The 21428-nt window shown below is 66.2% G+C and carries 20 protein-coding genes and 1 pseudogene; 16 read left to right on the top strand and 5 right to left on the bottom strand.

Annotated elements, in window-relative coordinates; translation table 11 throughout:
* Nucleotides 1-19 precede the first annotated feature (19 nt).
* The 9 genes from PSK12I2_RS0116730 to solA all read left to right on the top strand — a co-directional run bounded on the left by PSK12I2_RS0116730 (nucleotide 20) and on the right by solA (nucleotide 10012).
* Nucleotides 20-847: a MaoC family dehydratase N-terminal domain-containing protein gene (locus PSK12I2_RS0116730; RefSeq protein ID WP_027599248.1), complete on the top strand. Its 828-nt coding sequence runs from the start codon at nucleotides 20-22 to the stop codon at nucleotides 845-847.
* 36 nt (nucleotides 848-883) lie between these two features.
* Nucleotides 884-2047 carry an acyl-CoA dehydrogenase family protein gene (locus tag PSK12I2_RS0116735; protein WP_037007799.1) on the top strand — a complete coding sequence of 388 codons (1164 nt, stop codon included), beginning with the start codon at nucleotides 884-886 and terminating at the stop codon, nucleotides 2045-2047.
* A gap of 10 nt (nucleotides 2048-2057) precedes the next feature.
* Nucleotides 2058-3407, top strand: a complete 1350-nt coding sequence (locus tag PSK12I2_RS0116740) for an MmgE/PrpD family protein (protein WP_027599250.1) — start codon at nucleotides 2058-2060, stop codon at nucleotides 3405-3407.
* 16 nt (nucleotides 3408-3423) lie between these two features.
* Nucleotides 3424-4623, top strand: a complete 1200-nt coding sequence (locus tag PSK12I2_RS0116745; RefSeq protein ID WP_027599251.1) for a CaiB/BaiF CoA-transferase family protein — start codon at nucleotides 3424-3426, stop codon at nucleotides 4621-4623.
* Complete coding sequence (locus tag PSK12I2_RS24015) at nucleotides 4620-5504, top strand: CoA ester lyase (RefSeq protein ID WP_051398740.1); 885 nt, start codon at nucleotides 4620-4622, stop codon at nucleotides 5502-5504. The genes PSK12I2_RS0116745 and PSK12I2_RS24015 overlap by 4 nt, the downstream gene beginning before the upstream one ends.
* A 68-nt stretch (nucleotides 5505-5572) precedes the next feature.
* Entirely contained in the window at nucleotides 5573-6574 is a 1002-nt protein-coding gene (locus PSK12I2_RS0116755; RefSeq protein WP_027599252.1) for a TRAP transporter substrate-binding protein, read from the top strand.
* A gap of 55 nt (nucleotides 6575-6629) precedes the next feature.
* Nucleotides 6630-7271, top strand: a complete 642-nt coding sequence (locus PSK12I2_RS0116760; protein WP_027599253.1) for a TRAP transporter small permease — start codon at nucleotides 6630-6632, stop codon at nucleotides 7269-7271.
* Nucleotides 7268-8551: a C4-dicarboxylate TRAP transporter large permease protein DctM gene (dctM, locus tag PSK12I2_RS0116765; RefSeq protein ID WP_027599254.1), complete on the top strand. Its 1284-nt coding sequence runs from the start codon at nucleotides 7268-7270 to the stop codon at nucleotides 8549-8551. The genes PSK12I2_RS0116760 and dctM overlap by 4 nt, the downstream gene beginning before the upstream one ends.
* Before the next feature lie 291 nt (nucleotides 8552-8842).
* On the top strand, nucleotides 8843-10012 hold the full coding sequence (gene solA, locus PSK12I2_RS0116770; protein ID WP_027599255.1) for an N-methyl-L-tryptophan oxidase: 1170 nt from the start codon (nucleotides 8843-8845) through the stop codon (nucleotides 10010-10012).
* Here solA and PSK12I2_RS0116775 read toward each other — a convergent pair.
* Complete coding sequence (locus PSK12I2_RS0116775; protein WP_027599256.1) at nucleotides 10009-10665, bottom strand: ion channel; 657 nt, start codon at nucleotides 10663-10665, stop codon at nucleotides 10009-10011. The genes solA and PSK12I2_RS0116775 overlap by 4 nt on opposite strands.
* Before the next feature lie 89 nt (nucleotides 10666-10754).
* Nucleotides 10755-11987 carry an MFS transporter gene (locus PSK12I2_RS0116780; protein WP_027599257.1) on the bottom strand — a complete coding sequence of 411 codons (1233 nt, stop codon included), beginning with the start codon at nucleotides 11985-11987 and terminating at the stop codon, nucleotides 10755-10757.
* A gap of 176 nt (nucleotides 11988-12163) precedes the next feature.
* On the opposite strand from PSK12I2_RS0116780, the gene PSK12I2_RS0116785 reads away from it, so the two are divergent.
* Nucleotides 12164-12616, top strand: coding sequence for a MarR family winged helix-turn-helix transcriptional regulator (locus PSK12I2_RS0116785; RefSeq protein ID WP_007161805.1), 453 nt, complete (start codon nucleotides 12164-12166; stop codon nucleotides 12614-12616).
* A 50-nt stretch (nucleotides 12617-12666) separates the two neighbouring features.
* Nucleotides 12667-12930, top strand: a complete 264-nt coding sequence (locus PSK12I2_RS0116790; protein WP_027599258.1) for a hypothetical protein — start codon at nucleotides 12667-12669, stop codon at nucleotides 12928-12930.
* Here PSK12I2_RS0116790 and PSK12I2_RS0116795 read toward each other — a convergent pair.
* Nucleotides 12927-14114 (bottom strand): MFS transporter, encoded by a 1188-nt coding sequence (locus PSK12I2_RS0116795; RefSeq protein WP_037007801.1) that lies wholly within the window; start codon nucleotides 14112-14114, stop codon nucleotides 12927-12929. The genes PSK12I2_RS0116790 and PSK12I2_RS0116795 overlap by 4 nt on opposite strands.
* Before the next feature lie 161 nt (nucleotides 14115-14275).
* Between PSK12I2_RS0116795 and PSK12I2_RS25590 the strand changes: the two are divergent.
* Together PSK12I2_RS25590 and PSK12I2_RS25595 are read left to right on the top strand one after the other, a co-directional pair.
* Nucleotides 14276-15091: pseudogene (locus PSK12I2_RS25590) on the top strand (MCP four helix bundle domain-containing protein); the annotation flags it as partial.
* Between the two features lie 78 nt (nucleotides 15092-15169).
* Entirely contained in the window at nucleotides 15170-15946 is a 777-nt protein-coding gene (locus tag PSK12I2_RS25595; RefSeq protein ID WP_371100803.1) for a methyl-accepting chemotaxis protein, read from the top strand.
* A gap of 12 nt (nucleotides 15947-15958) precedes the next feature.
* Here PSK12I2_RS25595 and PSK12I2_RS0116805 read toward each other — a convergent pair whose 3' ends face one another.
* Nucleotides 15959-16990, bottom strand: coding sequence for a diguanylate cyclase (locus PSK12I2_RS0116805; protein WP_027599261.1), 1032 nt, complete (start codon nucleotides 16988-16990; stop codon nucleotides 15959-15961).
* Nucleotides 16991-17158: 168 nt separating this feature from the next.
* Nucleotides 17159-17938 carry an IclR family transcriptional regulator gene (locus PSK12I2_RS0116810; RefSeq protein ID WP_027599262.1) on the bottom strand — a complete coding sequence of 260 codons (780 nt, stop codon included), beginning with the start codon at nucleotides 17936-17938 and terminating at the stop codon, nucleotides 17159-17161.
* A gap of 98 nt (nucleotides 17939-18036) precedes the next feature.
* Between PSK12I2_RS0116810 and hmgA the strand changes: the two genes are divergently transcribed.
* The 3 genes from hmgA to maiA all read left to right on the top strand — a co-directional run bounded on the left by hmgA (nucleotide 18037) and on the right by maiA (nucleotide 21414).
* Entirely contained in the window at nucleotides 18037-19359 is a 1323-nt protein-coding gene (gene hmgA, locus PSK12I2_RS0116815; RefSeq protein ID WP_037007804.1) for a homogentisate 1,2-dioxygenase, read from the top strand.
* Entirely contained in the window at nucleotides 19356-20654 is a 1299-nt protein-coding gene (gene fahA / locus PSK12I2_RS0116820; protein ID WP_027599264.1) for a fumarylacetoacetase, read from the top strand. Before hmgA ends, fahA begins: the two co-directional genes overlap by 4 nt.
* Nucleotides 20655-20775: 121 nt before the next feature.
* Entirely contained in the window at nucleotides 20776-21414 is a 639-nt protein-coding gene (gene maiA, locus PSK12I2_RS0116825; RefSeq protein WP_027599265.1) for a maleylacetoacetate isomerase, read from the top strand.
* Nucleotides 21415-21428: the final 14 nt, after the last annotated feature.

The following is a 21428-nucleotide window of genomic DNA, read 5'->3' on the forward strand; positions in this document are numbered from 1 at the left end:
CTATCGATGGGAGTCAAGCATGAACGCGACGCCAGCCACTGCCTGGGTGGGACGAACCCTCGAAACAGAGGATTTTCTGGGGCAACGCCAGGTCGCGCGCATCGCCCACACCTTCGATGAACCGCCATTGGCGGCGGGCGAGGCGCTGCCGCCGCTCTGGCACTGGGCCTTCTTCGACAACCCGGTGGCAGGGGCCCAGCTCGGGCCCGATGGGCATGCGGCGCGCGGTACCTTCCTGCCGCCGGCGGAAGGGCGTAATCGCATGTGGGCAGGCGGGCGCCTGGACTTTCTCGGCGAGCTGCACGTTGGCGAGCGGGCGCGCTGCGTCTCGACGCTGCTGCGCGTCGAGGAGAAGACGGGCCGTAGCGGCAGCCTGCTGTTCGTGACCGTGGAGCACCGTTATTTCCAACAGGACGAACTGGTGTTGCGCGAAGAGCAGGACCTGGTCTATCGCGAGCCGGGTGCGCCCAAGGCCGGCAGCGGCGAAGCCATCGCGCTCGGCAGCTGGGCGGAGTCTGTGGTACCCGAGCCGACGTTGCTCTTCCGCTATTCGGCGGTGACCTTCAACGGTCATCGCATCCACTACGACTGGCCCTACGCGACCCAGCAGGAGGGCTATGCCGGTCTGGTCGTCCATGGCCCGCTCATCGCGACCCTGTCGCTGCGCAGCTTCCGTCGCGCTCATCCCACCGCGCGGATACGGCAGTTCAGCTATCGCGGCGTTCGTCCGCTGATCGCGCCCGCTCCCTTCACGCTCAGTGGTCAGGTCATCGCGCCCGGCGAGGCGGAGCTGTGGGCCGGAAATGGCGACGGTGCAGCCCAGGTGGCTCGGCTGCGATTCGAGTGACAGCGGTGCCCCTATAACGACAAGAGAGAAACTCCCATGCTGGACGAACGACAAGAAGAATTCTCCGCCATTCGCGACGGCGTCCGTGGCCTCTGCGCCGGCTTCCCGGCCGAGTACTGGCGCAGGATCGATGAGCAGAAGGGCTTTCCCCAGGACTTCGTCCGGGCGATGACCGAGGCGGGCTGGCTGTCCGCCATGATTCCGGAAGCCTATGGCGGCTCGGGGCTGGGCCTGGCCGAGGCGTCCATCATCCTGGAGGAGGTGAATCGCTGCGGCGGCAATTCCGGCACCATCCATGGGCAGATGTACAACATGTTCACCCTGCTGCGAAACGGCAGCGACGAGCAGAAGAGTGCCTATCTGCCACGGCTGGCCAGCGGCGAGCTGCGCCTCCAGTCCATGGGCGTCACCGAGCCCACCACCGGCACCGATACCACCAAGATCAAGACCACGGCGGTGCGCAGGGGCGATCGCTATGTGATCAATGGGCAGAAGGTGTGGATCTCCCGGGTGCAGCATTCCGATCTGATGATCCTGCTGGCGCGGACCACGCCGCTGGAAGCCGTCCAGCGCAAGTCCGAGGGGATGTCGATCTTTCTGGTGGATCTGCGCGAGGCCATCGGCAAGGGGCTGACCGTTCGGCCCATCCCCAACATGGTCAATCACGAGACCAACGAGCTGTTCTTCGACGAGCTGGAAATTCCTGCCAGCAACCTCGTCGGGGAGGAGGGCAGGGGGTTTCGCTACATCCTCGACGGTCTCAATGCCGAACGCACCCTGATCGCCGCGGAATGCATCGGTGATGGCCGTTGGTTCGTCGACAAGGCCCGTCACTATGCCCGCGACCGGGTGGTGTTCGGTCGCCCCATCGGGCAGAACCAGGGCGTGCAGTTTCCCATCGCCGAGGCCCATATCGAAATCGAAGCCGCGGATCTGATGCGCTGGCACGCCTGCGACCTGTACGACCGCGGCGAAAACGCCGGCGCGGCGGCCAACATGGCCAAGTACCTGGCGGCCAAGGCCAGCTGGGAGGCGGCCAACGCCTGTCTGCAGACGCACGGAGGCTTCGGCTTCGCCACCGAGTACGACGTCGAGCGCAAGTTTCGCGAGACGCGCCTGTACCAGGTCGCTCCGATCTCCACCAACCTCATTCTTTCCTACGTGGCCGAGCACCTGCTCGAACTGCCGCGCTCCTTCTAGGGTGACCGCCATGACCCATACCGAACGTCTGGCGGCCTTTCTCGGCGAGCTGGCCTATGCGGATCTGCCGGCCAGCGTCGTGACGCGGACCGAAGAACTGTTTCTCGACTGGCTGGGCTCGGCGCTGGCCAGCGATGGCAGCCATCCCATACCGCTGTTCCATGCCTATGCGCAGAGCATGGGCCCCCCCGAGGGGCGTGCCCGGGTACTGGTCGCGCCCTACGGCACCTCGGCCTACTTCGCCGCGCTGGTCAATGGCGCCGCCTCTCACCTGGTGGAGCAGGATGATCTGCACAACAGCTCGGTGCTGCATCCGGCCACGGTAGTCTTTTCCGCCGCACTGGCCGCAGCCCAGGACCTGGGAAAGAGCGGACAGGAGCTGATCCTCGCCGCGGTTGCCGGCTATGAGGCGGGTATCCGCATCGGTGAATTCCTCGGGCGCTCGCACTATCGGATCTTCCATACCACGGCCACCGTGGGCACCCTGGCCGCGGCGGTGGCGGTGGGCAAGCTGCTGGACTTCGACCGGGAGCAGTTCATCCAGGTGCTCGGCAACGCGGGCACCCAGGCGGCAGGGCTCTGGGAGTTCCTGCGCGACGCGGCGGATTCCAAGCAGCTGCATACCGCCAAGGCGGCGGCGGATGGGCTGCTGGCGGCCTATCTCACGGCGCAGGGGTTGACCGGTGCGCGCAACATCCTGGAGGGCGAGCAGGGCCTGGCCGCCGGTCTCTCCACTGACGCCGACGCCCGCCGGCTGAGCGATCGCCTGGGGCAGCGCTGGGCCTTGCTGGAAACCTCCTTCAAGTTCCATGCGTCCTGCCGCCATACCCACCCTGCGGCCGATGCCCTGTTGGACCTGATGCAGCGCGAACGCCTGGCGCCCGAAGACATCGCCCAGGTGACCGCGCGGGTCCACCAGGGCGCCCTGGACGTGCTCGGTCGCGTCGAGGTGCCGCGTACCGTGCACCAGGCGAAGTTTTCCATGGGCACGGTACTGGGGTTGATCGCCGTCCACGGCCAGGCGCAACTGGGTGATTTCGCGACTGCCGCGCTGAACGATCCCGCGGTCGCGGCCTTCCGCGCACGCGTCGGCATGCGGCTGGACCCCGAGGTCGACGCCGCCTATCCCCAGCGTTGGCTGGGCAGGGTCGAGGTGACGACCCGCCAGGGCGCTGTTCTGCAGGGACGGATCGACGAGCCCAAGGGCGATCCCGGCAATACCCTCGACAGGGCTGAACTGGAAGACAAATTCCGCCGGCTGGTCGCCTTCGCCGGCAAGCGCACGCCCGCCGATGCCGAGGCCCTGATCGCCCGGGCCTGGCGGCTGCACGAGTGCGTGGATCTCTACTGCTTCACCTGACCTGGAGTGAACCAAGATGGCTGTCGAAAAACCTCGTCCTCTGGATGGCATCACGGTCGTGAGTCTCGAACATGCGATCGCGGCCCCGTTCTGCTCCCGGCAACTGGCCGACCTGGGCGCCCGCGTCATCAAGATCGAGCGGCCGGGCAGTGGCGATTTCGCCCGCGGCTACGACGAGCGTGTCGCCGGGCTCGCCTCCCACTTCGTCTGGACCAATCGCTCCAAGGAGAGCGTGGCCCTGGATCTCAAACAGGACGCCGCCCTCGCCGTGCTGGATGGGCTGCTCGCCAAGGCGGACGTCCTCTTGCAGAACCTGGCGCCGGGCGCGGCCAGTCGGCTGGGGCTGGATTTCGACGTCCTGCACGCGCGCTTTCCTCGGCTGATCGTCTGCGACGTGTCCGGCTATGGCGGCGGTGGCAGCTATGAACGCAAGAAAGCCTACGACCTGCTGATTCAGAGCGAGGCAGGTTTTCTCTCGGTGACGGGGGGACCTGGCGATGACCAGCTGGCCAAGGCTGGCTGCTCCATCGCCGACATCGCGGCCGGCATGTATGCCTACAGTGGCATCCTGTCGGCGCTGCTGTTGCGGGAGCGGACGGGGGAGGGCAGTCGCGTCGAGGTCAGCATGCTGGAGAGCCTGGTGGAGTGGATGGGCTATCCGCTGTATTACGCCTATGCCGGCATGCCGCCGCCCGCGCGCGCCGGCGCCGCCCATTCCACCATCTACCCCTACGGGCCCTTTCCCGCGGGCGATGGCGGCACGGTGATGCTGGGCCTGCAGAACGAGCGGGAGTGGCAGCTCTTCTGCGAGCAGGTGCTGTTGCAACCGGAACTGGCCACGGATCCGCGATTTTCCGCCAACTTCAAACGCTCGGCGAATCGCGGCGCGCTGCGCGACCTGATCGTCGAGGCGTTCGCCCAGCTCGAGACCGCAGAGGTCATCGCCCGTCTGGAGCGGGCGCAGATCGCCAATGCCCAGGTGAATGACATGGCGGCGGTGTGGGCGCATCCCCAGCTGCGCGAGCGCGATCGCTGGCGTGAGGTGGGCAGCCCGGCCGGTCCCTTGCCCGCCCTGTTGCCGCCGGCGAGCAACAGTGCCTTCGAGCCGCGGATGGATCCGATTCCCGCGCTGGGCGAGCACACCGAAGCGGTGTTGCAGGAGCTGGGCTATGACCCCGCTGCCCTGGACGCGGCGCAACAGCGAGGTGCGCCATGACCCCCGGCGCCGACACGCTTCCCGCCGATCCTCGTTCCGCCCTGTTCCTCCCGGCGACGCGCCCGGAGCGAATCGCCAAGGCCCTGGCGAGTGGCGCCGATGCGGTGATCGTGGACCTGGAGGATGCAGTCGCCGAAGCCGCCAAGACGGCCGCACGTGACGCCCTCGAACAGGCACTGCTCGCCGCGCCGGACTTCCGGGTCTGGATCCGCATCAATGCCGCCGCCCACCCGGCGCATGGCGACGACCTGGCGCTGTGCCAACGCCTCCGGCAGGTGCGCGGAATCGTCCTGCCCAAGGCGGAAAGCGCCGCCCAGGTCGAGCGCGTCCATGGCGAGACGGGCAAGCCCGTCTGGCCGATCATCGAGAGCGCCCGGGGTCTGGATCGACTCAAGGAGATCGCCAGGGCTGCCGGGGTGGAGCGCCTGGTGCTCGGTGGCCTGGATCTGGGCCTGGATCTCGGCTGGGAAAGCGGTACCCCGGCAGCGGAACGGCTGCTGGACCAGGCACGCTTTCGACTCCTGCTGGAAGGCCGACTGGCCGGGTTGCCCGCACCCCTGGACAGCGTCTTTCCGGCCATCGATGACCTGACCGGGCTGGCGGCGGCCACCGCCAGCGCCCGCGACCAGGGTTTCGCCGGGCTGTTGTGCATTCATCCCCGTCAGGTCGCCGTGGTGCATGGCACCCTGGCGCCGACGGCCACGGAAATCGACTGGGCGCAGCGGGTGATCGCAGCGAGTCAGGATGAGCAGGGGGTCTTCGTCGTCGACGGAAAGATGATCGATGCGCCCGTGATAGGGCGCGCGCGCCGTCTGCTCGGACGCCTGGAAAAGGCGGCTCCCGTGTTAGGCGGAGCTGAAGGCCCTGTTGGGCAATGCTGAATTCCGCCCCGTGGAGGGGGCGCGTTTAATAACCCGACCTGATTACAAAAACAAGATGAGGTGTCGCCATGCCCACGTTTCCGTTCAAGACGCTGTTCTGTGCCGCCGTGTTTTCCTTCGCCGGTTCGCTGTACGCGGCGGATGAAGCGCCCATCACCATCAAGTTCGCCCATGTGGTCGCCGAGCACACGCCCAAGGGGCAGGGGGCCGTGCTGTTCAAGAAGCTGGCGGAAGAGCGCCTGCCCGGCCGGGTGAAGGTGGAGGTCTACCCCAACTCCTCGCTGTTCGGCGACGGCAAGGAGATGGAGGCCCTGCTGCTGGGCGACGTCCAGATGCTCGCCCCCTCGCTGGCCAAATTCGAGCATTACGCCAAGGCGGTGCAGGTCTTCGATCTGCCCTTCCTGTTCGATGACATGGCGGCGGTCGACCGCTTCCAGGCCGGGCCCCAGGGCAAGGCGCTGCTGACCAGCATGGAGGGCAAGGGCATCACCGGTCTGGCCTATTGGCACAACGGCCTCAAGGTCCTCTCGGCCAACAAGCCGCTGCGTGAACCCAGGGATGCCCGCGGTCTGAAGTTCCGGGTCCAGGCCTCCGCCGTCCTCGACGAGCAGTTCAAGGCCTTGCGCGCCGCGCCGCGCAAGATGAGTTTCGCCGAGGTGTACCAGGGCCTGCAGACCGGGGTCGTCAATGGCACGGAAAACACCTGGTCCAACTACTTCAGCCAGAAGATCCATGAGGTCCAGCCCTATTTCACCGAGTCCAACCACGGCCTGATCGACTACATGGTGATCACCAACACCACGTTCTGGCAGGGCTTGCCCGAGGACGTGCGCACCGAGCTCAACAAGGTGATGGACGAGGTCACCCTGGAGGTGAACCGTCAGGCCAAGGCACTCAATGACGAGGCTCGCGGCGCCATCGCCAAAGCCGGCACCAGCGAGATCATCGAACTGACTCCCGCGCAACGCGAGGAGTGGCGCAAGGCCATGCAGCCGGTCTGGAAGAAGTTCGAAGGAGAGATCGGCAGCGAGGTGATCGAGGCAGCCGTCAACGCCAACAAGGCCAGCTGAAGATCCGCGAGCGCGTCCTTCTTTCGCCCCCTGTCAGTGCCTGTTGGAGGTTCGTATGTCTGCCGTGACCCGTCTCTGGTGCCGGCTGGAGGAAGCGCTCGTCGCCTTCCTGCTGGCGGTCATGACCCTGATCACCTTCGTCTACGTGGTGGTCAACAACGTATACGCCGTTTTTTATTATCTGGCCGATCGCAGCGCCTTTCTGGAAGAACCCCTGTTGGCCATGGGGGACGGCCTGCTCTTCGTCTCCCAGGAAATGACCTGGAGCATCGCCCTGACCAAGGCGGTGTTCGGCTGGCTGATCTTTATCGGTCTGGCCTGGGGCGTGCGCATCGGCGCTCACCTGGGGGTCGATCTGCTGGTCAAGACCTTTCCACCCGCCTTGCGCAAGGCGGTGGCCTTGCTGGCGGTCGGCATCTGTATCTTCTATTGCGGACTGATGACCTATTCCAGCCAACAATGGGTGGCGGCGCTGATGAACGCCAACATCGGCGCCGAGGACCTCGACCGCTTCGGTCTGCGTCAGTGGCATATCGTCATGATCGTGCCGATCGGCTTCGCCCTGATGCTCATCCGCTTCGTCGAGGTGTTCCTGCGCATTCTGCGCAACGAGCAGAGCGGCTTCGGGGGCCATAGCGAAGCCGAGGATGCCCTCCGACTCGTCGACGGCCAGCACGGCACGGAGCGCCAGCCATGACCATTACCTTCCTGTTCCTGGCGCTGTTCGCCCTCATGTTCATCGGCATTCCGGTGGCCGTTTCCCTGGGGCTTTCCGGTGCCCTCACCATCCTGCTGTTCAGCAACGACTCGGTGCGCTCGCTGGCCATCAAGTTGTTCGAGACCAGCGAGCACTACACCCTGATGGCGATCCCGTTCTTTCTCCTGGCCGGAGCCTTCATGACCACGGGCGGGGTGGCTCATCGGCTGATCGAGTTCGCCAACGCCTGCGTCGGCCATATCCGGGGCGGCTTGGCCATCGCCGCGATCCTGGCCTGCATGCTGTTCGCCGCCCTCTGCGGATCGTCGCCAGCCACCGTGGCCGCGGTGGGCTCCATCGTCATCGCCGGCATGGTCCGTTCGGGCTACAAGCGCGAATTCGCCGCCGGCATCGTCTGCAATGCCGGCACCCTGGGGATCCTCATCCCGCCCTCCATCGTCATGGTGGTCTATGCGACGGCCACCGAATCCTCGGTGGGCAAGCTGTTCATGGCGGGGGTGGTGCCGGGGTTGCTGCTGGGCCTGGTGCTGATGGTGACCATCTACATCATCGCCCGCATCAAGAACATTCCGGCGCTACCGCGAGCTTCCTTCAAGGAGGTGCTGCGGACCGGACGGCGCGCCATCTGGGGCTTGATGCTGATCGTGATCATCCTTGGCGGCATCTATTCCGGCATGTTCACGCCCACGGAAGCGGCGGCGGTCTCGGCGATCTACGCCGCCATCGTCGCGGTCTTCGTGCACAAGGACATGCAGCTGCGGCAGTGCCATCGGGTGCTGATCGACGCGGCCAAGCTGTCCGTGGTGCTGATGTTCATCATCGCCAACGCCATGCTCTTCGCCCATGTCCTGACCACCGAGCAGATTCCCCAGTCGATCACCCGCTGGGTGGTGGACCAGGGCTTCTCGCCGATGGAATTCCTGATCGTGGTGAACATCGTGCTGCTGATCGCGGGCACCTTCATGGAGCCGTCGGCGATCATCCTGATCCTGGCCCCCATCCTGTTCCCGATCGCCGTGCAGCTCGGGATCGATCCGATCCATCTGGGGATCATCATGGTGGTCAACATGGAGATCGGGCTGATCACGCCGCCGACGGGCCTCAATCTGTTCGTCACCTCAGCGGTGACCGGCATGCCGCTCACCACGACCATCCGGGCCGTTTCCCCCTGGCTGCTGGTGATGCTGGCCTTCCTCATCCTGGTGACCTATGTACCTTATCTGTCCCTGGCCTTGCCGAACTGGTTGGGCATGACCTGAGGTCGGGGAGGGTGACCAGGTGAAGAGTCCGGCAACCGGACTCCTCACCTGGTGGTTGAGGCGGCACCACGCATAGCACGATGGGCCGGAACCGTCCTCGTCGCTACACGGCCCTGCATCGTTCATCACTTAATACCACCCCTATAGGGGGGTGAACTTCTACCGTTCGACTCCTTCGCGCGAACACCTGATGGGGACGATGACCGCCCATTGCTGATTCCGCCCTTGGTCCCGGACAGCTCGCCCTGCTAGCGTTCGCCGCTCGATAAGCGAAAAAGAGCAGGGGGTAAGATGACCAGCGCGATTCATGACGTCATTGTCCTGGGCCTGGGCGCCATGGGGGCGGCCACGCTCTACCAGCTGGCGAAGCGTGGGGTCCGGGTCGCGGGCATCGATCGCTATGCGCCACCCCATGACCTGGGCTCCAGCCACGGCGTCACCCGCATCACCCGCCAGGCCGTGGGCGAGGGCGCGGCCTATGTACCGCTGGCGATCCGTTCGCAGCACCTCTGGCGCGAGCTGGAGGCGGAGCGGGGCGCCCGGCTGTTCGAGCAATGCGGGGTGCTGATCATGACCGCCACCGCGACGGCGACCTCCCATCATGGCCGCCCGGATTTCACCCGGGCCACCCTGGAGCTGGCGCGCCAGTACGGGATCCCTCATGAAGCCTGGGACGGCGTCGCCATTCGCCAGCGCTTTCCGCAATTTCGCGTGGCAGACGATGCCCTGGGCTATTTCGAACCAGGCGGCGGTTATCTCTATCCGGAAGCCTGTATCCAGGCGCAACTGGACGGGGCGCGCGAGCGGGGCGCCCAGGTCCATACCGATACCGTCATCGAGCGCCTGGAAGCGGACGAGCAGGGCGTATTGCTGCATTCGGCGCAAGGGCGCTGGCGGGCGAAGCGGGTCATCGTCGCTGCCGGCATGTGGAGCGCTGAATTGCTGGGCGCACCTTTCGACCGGCTGCTGCGCGTCTGTCGGCAGACGCTGCACTGGTTCGAAATCGCCAGGCCCGGGCTCTTTCCGGCGGATTCACCCAGCTTCATCCTTGCCCATGGCAGTGGCGACAGCGATCTCTTCTACGGCTTTCCTCCCTTGCCAGGCGAAAACGCCGTCAAGGTCGCCACGGAGCAGTACCAGGATAATACCACCCCTGTAGGCATGGATCGATCGATTCACCCGGAAGAATCGAGCAAGCTGTTCGGTAATCAAGTCGGGAGGTGGGTTGGCGGTCTTGCAGACCGGGCGGTGCGCAGCGCGGTCTGCGCCTACACCGTGACACCCGACTTCGGATTCATCGTCGACGAACATCCGGCGCTGCCGGGCGTGACCGTGGTCAGCGCCTGCTCGGGGCATGGTTTCAAGCATTCGGCGGCGCTGGGCGAGGCGCTCGCCCAGCGGGTGACCACCGGCCGCAGCGACATCGATCTCGACAGCTTCAGCCTGGCGCGATTCGGCTAGCGGCTGCGCACAGTCAGGGTGACCAGCCGCGTCACTACCAGGGCGATGTACATGACGCCGGAGAATTGGCCGAGCATCACCAGCGAGCGCGCCATCGGCTTGACCGGATAGATATCGCTCAGGCCGACGCCGGAGAGGATGGCGAAGCTGACATAGAGCAGCTCGGTCCAGGTCCGCGCAGCCAGGGGGTCGTTGGCCGCGGTGAAGCTGTTGGGCTGCAGGATCTGACAGGCCGAGTAGGCGTGGGCGAAGGCCCAGGCCAGCAGGGTGAAGGTCGCACCCACGGCAAAGAGTTCATCGGTGGTCGCGCGCTGGTCTTCCATCATGTAGGCGATAAGACTGCCTGCCGCATAGAAGTAGAAGATCGAGTCAAGAATGGCCAGGGATACCACCAGGTGGGGATTGCCGTGCCATTCCACCAGCACCGTGAGCACCAGGATGCAGCCGGCGAGGATGAACCCCAGCCACTGGATGGTCGGACTGCGCCGCACCATGCGCAGAGCGGTGGCCAGGACGATGATGCCGAAGGCGCCGATGATGGCGCGGCCATGCTCTTCCTGTTCCACCAGCGGGTAGAGCAGCAGACCGAGCAGCTGGATGAACAGCAGGTTGGCGGAAGGATAACGGACCAGGTAGTGCAGGGGACTCTTCATCGCGACTCGGCGAAAGGCTCAGGGGCGGCCAGCGTAGCGGGTGGCGCAGCGCTTCGCCACGGGAGCCTCGCGCTCCCGTGGCCTGCACCTCAGGCCGCCTTGCGGCGGGTGGAGGGCAGCAGGAGGGTGAGGATCCCGAGCAGCGGCATGTAGGAGCACAGCTGGTAGACGTATTCGATGCCGTGGTGGTCCGCGAGGTTGCCCAGGCCCGCGGCGGCGATGGCACTGACGCCGAACATCAGGCCGAAGAAGATGCCGGCGATCATGCCCACGTTGCCCGGGACCAGTTCCTGGGCGTACACCACGATCGCCGAAAAGGCCGAAGCCAGGATGAAGCCGATGATGACGCTGAGCACGCTGGTCCAGAACAGATCGACGTAGGGCAGGGCGAGGGTGAAGGGCGCCGCGCCCAGAATCGAGAACCAGATAACCGCCTTGCGGCCGATGCGATCGCCGATGGGGCCGCCGAAGAAGGTACCGGCCGCGACCGCACCCAGGAAGAGGAAGAGGTGCAGTTGGGAGCTGGCGACCGAGAGGCCGAAGCGCTCGATGAGATAGAAGGTGAAATAGCTGGTGATGCTGGCCATGTAGATGTACTTGGAGAACACCAGCAGCGCCAGCACGATCAGCGCGGAGGTCACCCGACCGCGCGACAGGCCATGGCTGACCGCGGCGGCCTTGCGCCCCTTGGCGCTGCGCAGGTGATTGCGATACCAACGCGACAGCCCGTACTGCACGCCGATGGCGAATAGCGCGAAGAGCGCGAACCAGGCGACATGCGTCTGGCCATAGGGAATGACGATGGCGGCGGCCAGCAGGGGGCCGATGGCGGTGCCGGCGTTGCCGCCGACCTGGAAGGTGGATTGCGCCAGGCCGAAGCGACCGCCCGACGCCAGGCGCGCTACCCGCGAGGTTTCCGGGTGGAAGGTCGAGGAGCCGACGCCGATCAGCGCCGAGGCGGCCAGGATCGCGGGAAAGCTGCCGACAAAGGCGAGCAGCAGTACACCAATCAGGGTACAGACCATGCCGGCGGGCAGCAGATAGGGTTTAGGATGGCGGTCGGTATGGAAGCCGATCCAGGGTTGCAACAGGGAGGCGGTGATCTGGAAGGCCAGGGTGATCAGACCGATCTGGGTAAACGTCAGACCATAACTATCCTTGAGCATGGGATAGATCGAGGGCAGGACGGACTGGATCAGGTCGTTGATCAGGTGGGCCAGAGCACAGGAGGCCAGAATGCCCGCCACCATCGGCGAGGCGCCGGGCAGGGCGGCGGTGGGGGTTTCGCCAGGAACGGCTGGCGTGGCAGAGGAAACGGCCATGCAGGTATTACCCTTATTATTTATGTCCAGCCGCTCACTGTGGCATCCTGTGGTATCGGAATCCAGTGCCAGTTACCGGATGTTTCCGGCAACCGAACTCACGCCAGGCGGCCTTTCGGCTCGCGTTGGGGCGCTTGCACCTTCCACTCTTTTCACGTTTTGTAATGGCAGATCCCATGACAGCCAAAGATCCACTGCTCCTTGACCAGCAACTGTGCTTTTCCCTGTATTCGGCTTCGCTGGCGATGACGCAACTCTACAAACCCCTGCTGGAGAGCATGGGCCTGACCTTCCCGCAGTACCTGATCATGCTGGTGCTCTGGGAGCATGACGGCCTCACGCTCAAGGAACTGTCCAATCGACTGCGGCAGGATTCCGGTGCCCTGACCCCCGTGGTCAAGCGCCTGGAAGCGGCCGGGCTGGTCACGCGTCGGCGCAGCGCCGAGGACGAGCGCAACCTGTCGATCGAACTGACGCCAGCGGGTCGCTCGCTGCGTGACCAGGCCAACGGCGTCAACAGCCGGGTGCGGCAGGTCTGCGCGCTGGGCGATGCCGGGCTGGACGATCTGCGCGAGACCCTGGTCATGTTGCGCAACCGCCTGGACGAGGAAGGCAACCCGACGTCCTGAACCAACCCGCCCTGATCGGTTCCCATGGCTACAGTCGCCGGGGAATTCGTATGACCTTCAACTATCAGCCCGACCAGGATTACCTGCTTGTGGATCTCACCAGCGGGCGCACGGCCGGCAAGTTGCTCCAGGGCGAGCTGCATATCGCCGAGAGCTGTCAAGGCGAGGACCCGCGGACCTATGCGCGGCTGCTCGGCGAGACGCTCCGCAGTACCCTGGGCGACGAGGTCGGACAGCGCGAGGGCGATATCCTTACCCTGCGCCGCACCGGTATCAAGCTGCGCCTGGTCCCTCTGGAAATCGCCTGCGACTAGGCCGGGGCACGGCTGAATAGCGCTCTGAGCCAGGCGACCAGGGCCACGTTGATCAGCGCCAGCAGGCAGAGCAGGGCCAGCACCGCCTGGGGGCCGTGATGTTCCAGCACATAGCCGCAGAGCAGGGGCGTGGCCGCCTGGCCGAGTAGCGCCGGGCGCGCCATGCGGCCCAGGACGGTGGCGTATTCCGCCGGATTCCAGAGCGCCAGCGGCAGGGCGCCCCGAATGATCGCCCGCAGGCCATTGCCCGCACCGAAGATCACCAGACCCACGACCGTCACCCAGACCAGGCCAGGCCCCAGGGTCACCAGCAGCAGGCCGGCGGCCGTGCAGACCACCGAGGCCAGGGCCGTCCACAGCGGGTGACCATTGCGGTTGAGCAGGTCGATGATCCGCGAGGCCACCTGGCTCGGCCCCAGGCAGGTGCTCAGCGCCACCGCACTCGCCAGGCTGTAGCCGAGCCCCTGCAGGAGGGTGATCAGCTGGACGGAAATTGCCGTCATCAGCATCGCGCCCAGGGTGAAGAGTGCCGTGAGCACGCTGTAGAGCGCCCGGTTGACCGGCACGGCCGATGCCGCCTGGCCGGTCCGGGGTGCCTGGGTGGCGAGGACCGGTGCGGGCAGGGCGCGGCGATAGAGCGGCCAGATCGTCAGCAGCAGGACGGCCGCATAGGCCAGGCAGGCACCGCGCCAGCCGAGGTGACTGACCAGGAAGGCGGCTACGGGCCAGGTGATGGCGGTGCAGAAGCCCGATACGAGGGTGATACCGCTGATGGCCGAACGGGCCTGGGTGCCGTAGCAGGTGCCCAGGGTGGCGAACAGCGCATCGTACAGACCCGCGGCCATGCCGATGCCCATCACCACCCAGGCGAGCAGAAACACCGGCAACTGCTGGGCGCTGGCCATCAGCACCAGCCCGGCCGCCACCCCCAGGCCGCTCAGCGACAGCAAGGTGCGGCCCCCCTGGCGGGCGATCAGGCGGCCGCACGCCGGTGCCAGCAGGCCGGACACCAGCACCCCGAGGGAAAGTCCGCCATAGACCCACTGCCGGGACCAGCCGGTTTCCCGGACCACCGGATCGGCGAGCACCGCCAGAATGAAAAAGGAGCCACCCCAGACGAGGATCTGGGCGATGCCGAGCAACAGGATCTGGAAGGACGAAGCCTTGGCGGTAGGGGTAGTCATGACAGCGGCGGGCAGGTTGGCGGACAGAGGGGCGGACCTTAGCCCCAGTTATCTTTTGTCGCAATCGTCAGATTTATCTGGATGAAGGCATTTTGTAATCAGTCCGACATCTTGCTTGCCTAGGCTCCTGTGCTTGACCGTCTTCATGCAGTGACGCCCCCATGCTTCGTATCCTTGCCCCCTTTCGCCTTCTGTCCCGCCGCTCCTGGTTGCGAACGCTCAAGACCGGCCCGCGGATGCTGTGTTCCTTTACCTTTGCCGCCGTGCTGCTCGCCGGGCTGGGCAGCTTTTCGCTGTGGGAAATGCAGCAGCTGCGCCGACAGGCCCTGAGCATGGAGCAGGACTGGCTGCCCAGTATCGCCATTGCCGATTCCCTGGCGATCAACCTCGGCAAGTTGCGCAACCAGGCCTCGGTGGTGCTGCTCAATGCCGAGGATCCGGGCGCCGTGGCCATGAGCCGCGTCACCCTGGAGCAACTGGTCAACGAGACCGACCAGCTGTTCCGGGATTATGCGCCGGTCGTCACCGACGCGACCGAGGGTGACTCGATCAAGGCGCTGCACGACGCCTACCAGCCCTTTGTGGAAGGGCTGCGCGAGGAGGTGCGGCTAATCGAGCAGCAGCAGATCCCGGCCGCGCGGGTACAGTTGGATACCGTGGTCGGCCTCAAGGGCGATCTGATGGACATGCAGGTGCAACTCCTGCGCGAATTGAACAAGCAGGGCGCCGCCCAGGCCAAGGAGGTGGCCAACGCCCAGTTCGTCCAGGCCCGCGCCATCGTCTGGTCGGTCATAGGTGGTGCCATTCTGCTTCTACTGCTGCTGGCCTGGCGCCTGACCCGCAGCGTGGTGCAGCCGCTGCGCCAGGCCCTGGACATCTCCGGCGGCATCGCCGCGGGTGACCTGCGGCAGAACATCCAGCCCGAGGGACGCGATGAGGCGGCCATGCTGCTGCTGGCGCTGGAGCGCATGCAGGGCAATCTGCGCGAGGTGCTGGCCCACACCGGCAATGCCTCCGAGCAGTTGGCCTCGGCCTCGACCCAGGTGAGCGCCGTGATGGATGACAGCTGCCGCAACCTGGAGCAGCAGACGACCGATATCCAGCATGCGGCCAATGCCGTCACCCAGCTCAATCAGGCGGTCCAGGCGGTGTGCGAGCACGCGACCTCCACCTCCGCCGAATCGCAGCGCTGCGTCGATCAGGCCAAGCAGGGGCAGGCGCAGGTCAAGCAGACGCTGGCCGCCATCACCCAGCTGGTGGGCAATGTGGACGATGCGGCCAACCAGGCGGACCAGCTGGCCGCGCAGTCCAAGGGCATCAGCAAGATGCTCGACGTGATCCGCAACGTCGCCGAGCAGACCAACCTGCTGGCGCTCAACGCCGCCATCGAGGCGGCCCGTGCCGGGGAAGCCGGGCGTGGCTTTGCCGTGGTGGCCGACGAGGTGCGTGGGCTGGCCAGCCGTACGGGCGACTCCACCCGCGAGATCGAAGGCCTGATCGGCGGCATGCAGCAGGTCAGCGAGAAGACCGTGATCGCCCTGGATCAGAGTCGCCTCCAGGCCAGCCATACCCGCGACCAGGCCCAGGCCACCTGGCAGGTGCTGGAAGGCATCACTCAGGCCATCACCGCCATCGGCCAGCGCAATGACGCCATCGCCGCGGCCACCGAAGAGCAGACGGCTACCACGGCGGCGGTCGATCGCAATCTGACGCTGATCCGCGACGCGGCGAACCAGACCGCCGCCGGCGCCCAGCAGACCAGTGCCAGCAGCCAGCAGCTGTCTGCCCTGGCCGCCGATCTGCACGGTGCCCTGCAGCGCTTCGTGGTCTAGGGCGGACGGGGCTCAGGCCGCCAGCATCACCCGGTCGCGGCCTTCCTGCTTGCCCCGGTAGAGCGCCTGATCGGCACGCTCCAGGGCGCTGGCGAAGGCTTCGCAGTCGCGAATCTCGCAGACCGCCAGGGTGGCCGTGACCCGCGCCGGACCGCGTTCGAGTGATTCGGTGACCTCGGTCAGGCGCTGGCGGATGCGTTCCGCCACGCCCCAGGCCACCTCGGTTCGCGCCTGGGGCAGCAGCACCAGGAATTCCTCGCCACCCCAGCGCGCCGCCAGATCGGAATGACGTACCTCGCGGCGGATGACGTCGGCGATCCCCTGCAGCACCAGATCGCCGCAGTCGTGGCCGAAGCGGTCGTTGATGTGCTTGAAGTGATCGACGTCGAAGAGGATGAGGCTGCCACTCACGCCACTGTGCTTTTCCGCCTGGTCGAGAATCCGCCGCCGGTTGTAGAGGTTGGTGAGGCTGTCGTGGCTGGCGGAGTGCAGCAGGTCCAGCTGCATCTTGGTGCTGTGGTGGAAGGAGGCGCCGGTGCCGTAGAGCAGCAGCCCCAGGGCGCTGATGATGTTGATGGTGCCGAACAGCTTCATCGCCAGGGGCGCGAGGGTGGCGGGTGGGTGCAACAGATAGCCGCCCGCCAGGGTCACCAGGATGCCGGAGACCAGCAGCAGATGGCGGATCGGCGCGGTGCGGTAGTTGTAGATGACGATCGGCAGGATGCACAGCACGTAGTAGTGGAAGTTGCTGTCCCAGCCGAGTTGCCAGGTGGCGATCCAGGCGTGGGCGACGATCTCGCAACTCATGGTCAGGCTGGCGATGCGATAGCGCCGCTGGCGCAGGGCGGTCAGGCAGCCCACGTAGGCGGCGATGCTGAGCACGTTGGCCCAGGCCATCAGGATCTGGTCGAGCAGGATGAAAACGACCAGCAACGCCACATGAATGGCCATGGCCGCCTGAACCACGGGTTTGGCGACCTGCCAGAATTTGCCCAGGGAGTCGTTGAGAGCCTGGTTGCGATCACGATAGGAAAGAGCAGTCATGAAGGGATCACCATAAAGCAGTGCGCCAATGATAAACGCGCTAACAGTAAGCTTAATGGCAAACGGCCAGTCTGGGGGATCCTTTAGCCGAATGGAGGGTAGAAAGGATCAAGCGGAGCGCCGCCGGGACCATCGGCGCTCCTGAAAGCTGCACTGCGACGCCAATCGTCAGAGCTTTCCACCCAGCCGCCCGCTGATGGCCTGGGCGGCTGCCCGCAGATGCAGCGCGGCGGCGCTTTTGACCTCGGCCTGGAAGCCTGGCGCGGCACCGACCACGGTCAGGACGCCGGCCAGCCGGCCGCCGGCTCCTAGCAGCGGCGCGGAGAGGGCATTGACCCCCGCCATCAGCAGGCCGTGCACCGGCTGGATATGGGTTTCCCTTAGCTGGCGCGCGGCCTCCGCCAGGGTCGCGGCGCTGGGCGCAGCCGGTTGGCGCAACTCTTCCGCACGCAACGCCGCGGTCTCGGCATCCGGCAGGAAGGTGTTGAACACCAGGCCCGTGGACGAGCCCAGCAGCGGCAGCACCGAACCGACCTGGGTCACCAGGGTGACGGCGCGCACCGCCTGTTCCACCAGCACCACCGTCGGGCCCTTGTTGCCCCAGACCGCCAGAAAGCAGGTCTCGCCGACCTCGTCGCGCAGGTCGGCCAGCACCGGCGCCGCCAGCTTCACCACATCCAGTCGACCTAGGGCGGCCAGGCCGACGAAGAGGGCCGCCTGGCCGAGTCCGTAGTGATTGGTTCGTGGATCCTGCTCGGCGAAACCGCTGGCGATCAGCGCCTGCAGGTAGCGATGCACCTTGCTGGCGGGCATGTCCAGGTGGCTGGCCAGGCGCGACAGGGACGTGGAGGGTGCCAGCTCGGCGAGGGCCTTGAGGATATCGGTGCCGACCTCGGCCGCCTGCACCTTCTGCCGCCGTGGGGGTGCTGCTTTAGGAATGTCTGTCATCGATTCGATCGCCGTGGAAAGGCAGCGTTATAGCTTGACGCTCCGCCAGGTTCAATTTACTTTTTGCGTAAACCTGTTACGCATAATGGGTGGCCCCGTTGAGCCAACAAGAACAAGTAGCACCGCCAGTGAGCTACCAGTCCGGCTTTGGCAATCACTTCAGCTCCGAGGCGCTGCCGGGTGCCCTGCCCATCGGGCAGAACTCGCCGCAACGCGCGCCCTTCGGTCTCTATGCCGAGCAACTTTCCGGCACGGCCTTTACCGTGCCGCGCCACGAGGCCCGACGCTCCTGGCTGTATCGGCTCCGGCCGTCGGCCGCCCATGGCCGCTTTCAGCGCTGCACCGTCCAGCTGACCGGCGCGGAACTGGGCGCCCCCACGCCCAATCGCCTGCGCTGGAATCCCTTGCCGATGCCGGCAGTCGCCACCGATTTTCTCGCCGGCCTGGAGCGGATCGTCGCCACCGCCGCAGCCGATCAGGCCGAAGGCGTCAGCCTCTATCGCTATGCCGCCAATGCCAGCATGACCGGCGTCTTCTACGACGCCGACGGGGAATTGCTGATCGTGCCTGAGCAGGGACGTCTGGAGCTGGTGACCGAGTTGGGCCTGCTGCGCCTCGAACCGCTGGAGATCGCGGTGATTCCACGCGGCCTGAAATTCCGCGTCGAGGTAGCGGCGGGCGAACCGATACGGGGTTATGTCTGCGAAAACCACGGGCGATCCCTGCGGCTGCCCGAGCTGGGCCCGATCGGCAGCAACGGTCTGGCCAATCCGCGGGATTTCCAGGCACCCGTGGCCCGCTTCGAGGATCTGGAGGGACCCACCCGGCTGGTGCAGAAATTCCTCGGCGAACTCTGGGAGACCGAGCTGGATCACTCGCCGCTGGACGTGGTCGCCTGGCATGGCAACAACGTGCCCTACAAATACGACCTGCGCCACTTCAATACCCTGGGTACGGTGAGTTTCGATCATCCCGATCCTTCGATCTTCACCGTGCTGACGGCGCCGGGCGCCAGCGAAGGGGTGGCCAATATCGACTTCGTGATCTTTCCGCCACGCTGGATGGTCGCGGAAAACACCTTCAGGCCGCCCTGGTTCCATCGCAACCTGATGAACGAATTCATGGGCCTGATCCAGGGCGCCTACGACGCCAAGGCCGATGGCTTCGCGCCGGGCGGCGCCTCCCTGCACAGCTGCATGAGCGCCCATGGCCCGGACGAGGTGTCCACCCGGAACGCCATCGCCGCCGATCTGCGGCCGCACAGGATCGAGAACACCATGGCCTTCATGTTCGAAACCGGCCGCGTCCTGCGGCCGACCCGTCACGCCCTGGCCTCGCCGCTGCTGCAGCCCGACTACGACGTCTGCTGGGCAGGCCTCACCAAGACCTTTGTCGCGCCCGGCGCGGGAGAATCGGCATGACCCACGAATTGCCCAGCTGGGTGGCCTCAGCCAACGGCCATGCGGATTTCTCCCTGCACAACCTGCCGCTGGGTGTGTTCAGTCGCGGCGAGGAGACGCCCCGCGGCGGCGTGGCGGTGGGTGACTTCATCCTCGACCTGGGCTTCGCCCTCGAAGCCGGGCTGTTCCGTGGCGAGGCCCAGCGGGCCGCCGAACTGGCCGCCCGGGAGACGCTCAATGCCTTCTTCGCCGCCGGCCGGCCGGCGCGGGTCGCCTTGCGCCAGGCCGTGCAGGCGCTGCTGCGCGCCGACCATCCGCAACGCGAGCACCTCGAAGAGCTGGGCGAACACCTGCTGGTGCCCCAGAGCGCCTGCCGGATGCACCTGCCCGCGCGGGTCGGCGACTACACCGACTTCTATGTCGGCATCCACCACGCCACCCAGATCGGCCGGCTGTTCCGTCCGGACAATCCGCTGCTGCCCAACTACAAGCACGTGCCCATCGCCTACCACGGCCGCGCCTCGACGCTTGGGGTCTCTGGCGAGGCGTTCCGGCGACCCAAGGGCCAGACGCTGCCGCCCGGACAGGACGCCCCGGTCTTCGGCCCCTGTCGGCGGCTGGACTACGAACTGGAGCTGGGCATCTGGATCGGCCCGGGCAACGCCCAGGGCGAGTCCATCGCCATCGGTGACGCCGCCGAGCATATCGCCGGCTTCTGCCTGCTCAACGACTGGTCGGCGCGGGATATCCAGGCCTGGGAATACCAGCCCCTGGGGCCTTTCCTGTCGAAGAGTTTCGCCAGCACCCTGTCGCCGTGGGTCGTCACCGCGGAAGCCCTGGCCCCTTATCGCCAGGCGCAGCCGGCACGACCCGCCGGGGATCCCCAGCCCTTGCCCTATCTGTACGACGAGCATGACCAGGCCCAGGGGGCCCTGGACATCGAGCTGGAAGTGCTGCTGCGCACGCCGCGCATGGCGGAGCAGGGGCACCCCGCCCAGCGGATCGCCCTGAGCAACACCCTGAACATGTACTGGACGGTGGCGCAGATGGTGGCCCATCACACCGTCAATGGCTGCGCCCTGCAGCCCGGCGACTTCTTTGGTTCGGGCACCCTGTCCGGGCCGGACGCCGACAGCTGCGGCAGCCTGCTGGAGCTCACCCAGGGCGGCAAGCAGCCGCTGCAGCTGCCAGGCGGCGAGACCCGTACCTTTCTGGAAGACGGTGATGAGGTCATCCTCCGGGCGCGCTGCCAGCGGCCCGGGCTGCCCACGATCGGCTTCGGCGAATGTCGCGGTCGGGTAGTGGCTGCAGACTAGGCGAGCGGGTATTGGCCGACCCAGGCGGCATTGACAAGCCATCCGGGCCGGCGCAGATTCCACGTAACGTAATCAGCTTACGCATAATAAGAAGCCGACAGGCAAGCGTGGGGCAGTTTCGATGGACCTCTTTACCTATTACCGTTCCACCTCGTCCTATCGGGTCCGCCTGGCCCTGGCGCTGAAGGGGTTGGACTACCGAGCCGTACCGGTCAATCTGCTGTCCGGCGAGCAGCACCAGCCGGCCTACCGGGCGCTCAATGCCCAGGGGCGGCTGCCCAGCCTGCGCCTCGACAGCGGCGAGGTGCTGATCCAGTCGCCCGCCATCCTCGAATACCTGGAAGAGCGCTATCCGGCCGTGCCCTTGCTGCCGACCGATCCGCTGCTGCGCGCCCGCCATCGGGGTGTTGCCGCCCTGATCGCCTGCGATGTCCATCCGCTGCACAACGTCTCGGTGCTCAACCGCCTGCGCGGCTTGGGCCTGGAAGAGCCGGCCGTGCTCGACTGGATCTCGCACTGGATCGGCGAGGGCCTGGCGGCAGTGGAGGCGCAGATCGGCTCCAGTGGCTTCTGTTTCGGTGAGGTGGGGCTGGCGGATGTCTATCTGCTGCCCCAACTCTATGCGGCGCGGCGTTTCCAGGTGGACCTGGCGTCCTATCCACGCGTCCAGCGGGTGGAGGCCCTGGCCGGCGCGCATCCGGCCTTGCAGCAGGCACACCCCGAGGCGCAGTCCGATGCCCCGGTGCGGGTGGCCTCATGAAGCTGCTCGGCTGT

The organism is Pseudomonas sp. MOIL14HWK12:I2, assembly GCF_000510745.1.
GTDB lineage: Bacteria > Pseudomonadota > Gammaproteobacteria > Pseudomonadales > Pseudomonadaceae > Chryseomonas > Chryseomonas oryzihabitans.

Excerpts from the sequence above, each read along its gene's own strand:
- PSK12I2_RS0116730 (WP_027599248.1), top strand. The coding sequence starts at position 20 with ATGAACGCGACGCCAGCCACTGCCTGGGTGGGACGAACCCTCGAAACA.
- PSK12I2_RS0116735 (WP_037007799.1), top strand. The coding sequence starts at position 884 with ATGCTGGACGAACGACAAGAAGAATTCTCCGCCATTCGCGACGGCGTC.
- PSK12I2_RS0116740 (WP_027599250.1), top strand. The coding sequence starts at position 2,058 with ATGACCCATACCGAACGTCTGGCGGCCTTTCTCGGCGAGCTGGCCTAT.
- PSK12I2_RS0116745 (WP_027599251.1), top strand. The coding sequence starts at position 3,424 with ATGGCTGTCGAAAAACCTCGTCCTCTGGATGGCATCACGGTCGTGAGT.
- PSK12I2_RS24015 (WP_051398740.1), top strand. The coding sequence starts at position 4,620 with ATGACCCCCGGCGCCGACACGCTTCCCGCCGATCCTCGTTCCGCCCTG.
- PSK12I2_RS0116755 (WP_027599252.1), top strand. The coding sequence starts at position 5,573 with ATGCCCACGTTTCCGTTCAAGACGCTGTTCTGTGCCGCCGTGTTTTCC.
- PSK12I2_RS0116760 (WP_027599253.1), top strand. The coding sequence starts at position 6,630 with ATGTCTGCCGTGACCCGTCTCTGGTGCCGGCTGGAGGAAGCGCTCGTC.
- dctM (WP_027599254.1), top strand. The coding sequence starts at position 7,268 with ATGACCATTACCTTCCTGTTCCTGGCGCTGTTCGCCCTCATGTTCATC.
- solA (WP_027599255.1), top strand. The coding sequence starts at position 8,843 with ATGACCAGCGCGATTCATGACGTCATTGTCCTGGGCCTGGGCGCCATG.
- PSK12I2_RS0116775 (WP_027599256.1), bottom strand. The coding sequence starts at position 10,665 with ATGAAGAGTCCCCTGCACTACCTGGTCCGTTATCCTTCCGCCAACCTG.
- PSK12I2_RS0116780 (WP_027599257.1), bottom strand. The coding sequence starts at position 11,987 with ATGGCCGTTTCCTCTGCCACGCCAGCCGTTCCTGGCGAAACCCCCACC.
- PSK12I2_RS0116785 (WP_007161805.1), top strand. The coding sequence starts at position 12,164 with ATGACAGCCAAAGATCCACTGCTCCTTGACCAGCAACTGTGCTTTTCC.
- PSK12I2_RS0116790 (WP_027599258.1), top strand. The coding sequence starts at position 12,667 with ATGACCTTCAACTATCAGCCCGACCAGGATTACCTGCTTGTGGATCTC.
- PSK12I2_RS0116795 (WP_037007801.1), bottom strand. The coding sequence starts at position 14,114 with ATGACTACCCCTACCGCCAAGGCTTCGTCCTTCCAGATCCTGTTGCTC.
- PSK12I2_RS25595 (WP_371100803.1), top strand. The coding sequence starts at position 15,170 with ATGGATGACAGCTGCCGCAACCTGGAGCAGCAGACGACCGATATCCAG.
- PSK12I2_RS0116805 (WP_027599261.1), bottom strand. The coding sequence starts at position 16,990 with ATGACTGCTCTTTCCTATCGTGATCGCAACCAGGCTCTCAACGACTCC.
- PSK12I2_RS0116810 (WP_027599262.1), bottom strand. The coding sequence starts at position 17,938 with ATGACAGACATTCCTAAAGCAGCACCCCCACGGCGGCAGAAGGTGCAG.
- fahA (WP_027599264.1), top strand. The coding sequence starts at position 19,356 with ATGACCCACGAATTGCCCAGCTGGGTGGCCTCAGCCAACGGCCATGCG.
- maiA (WP_027599265.1), top strand. The coding sequence starts at position 20,776 with ATGGACCTCTTTACCTATTACCGTTCCACCTCGTCCTATCGGGTCCGC.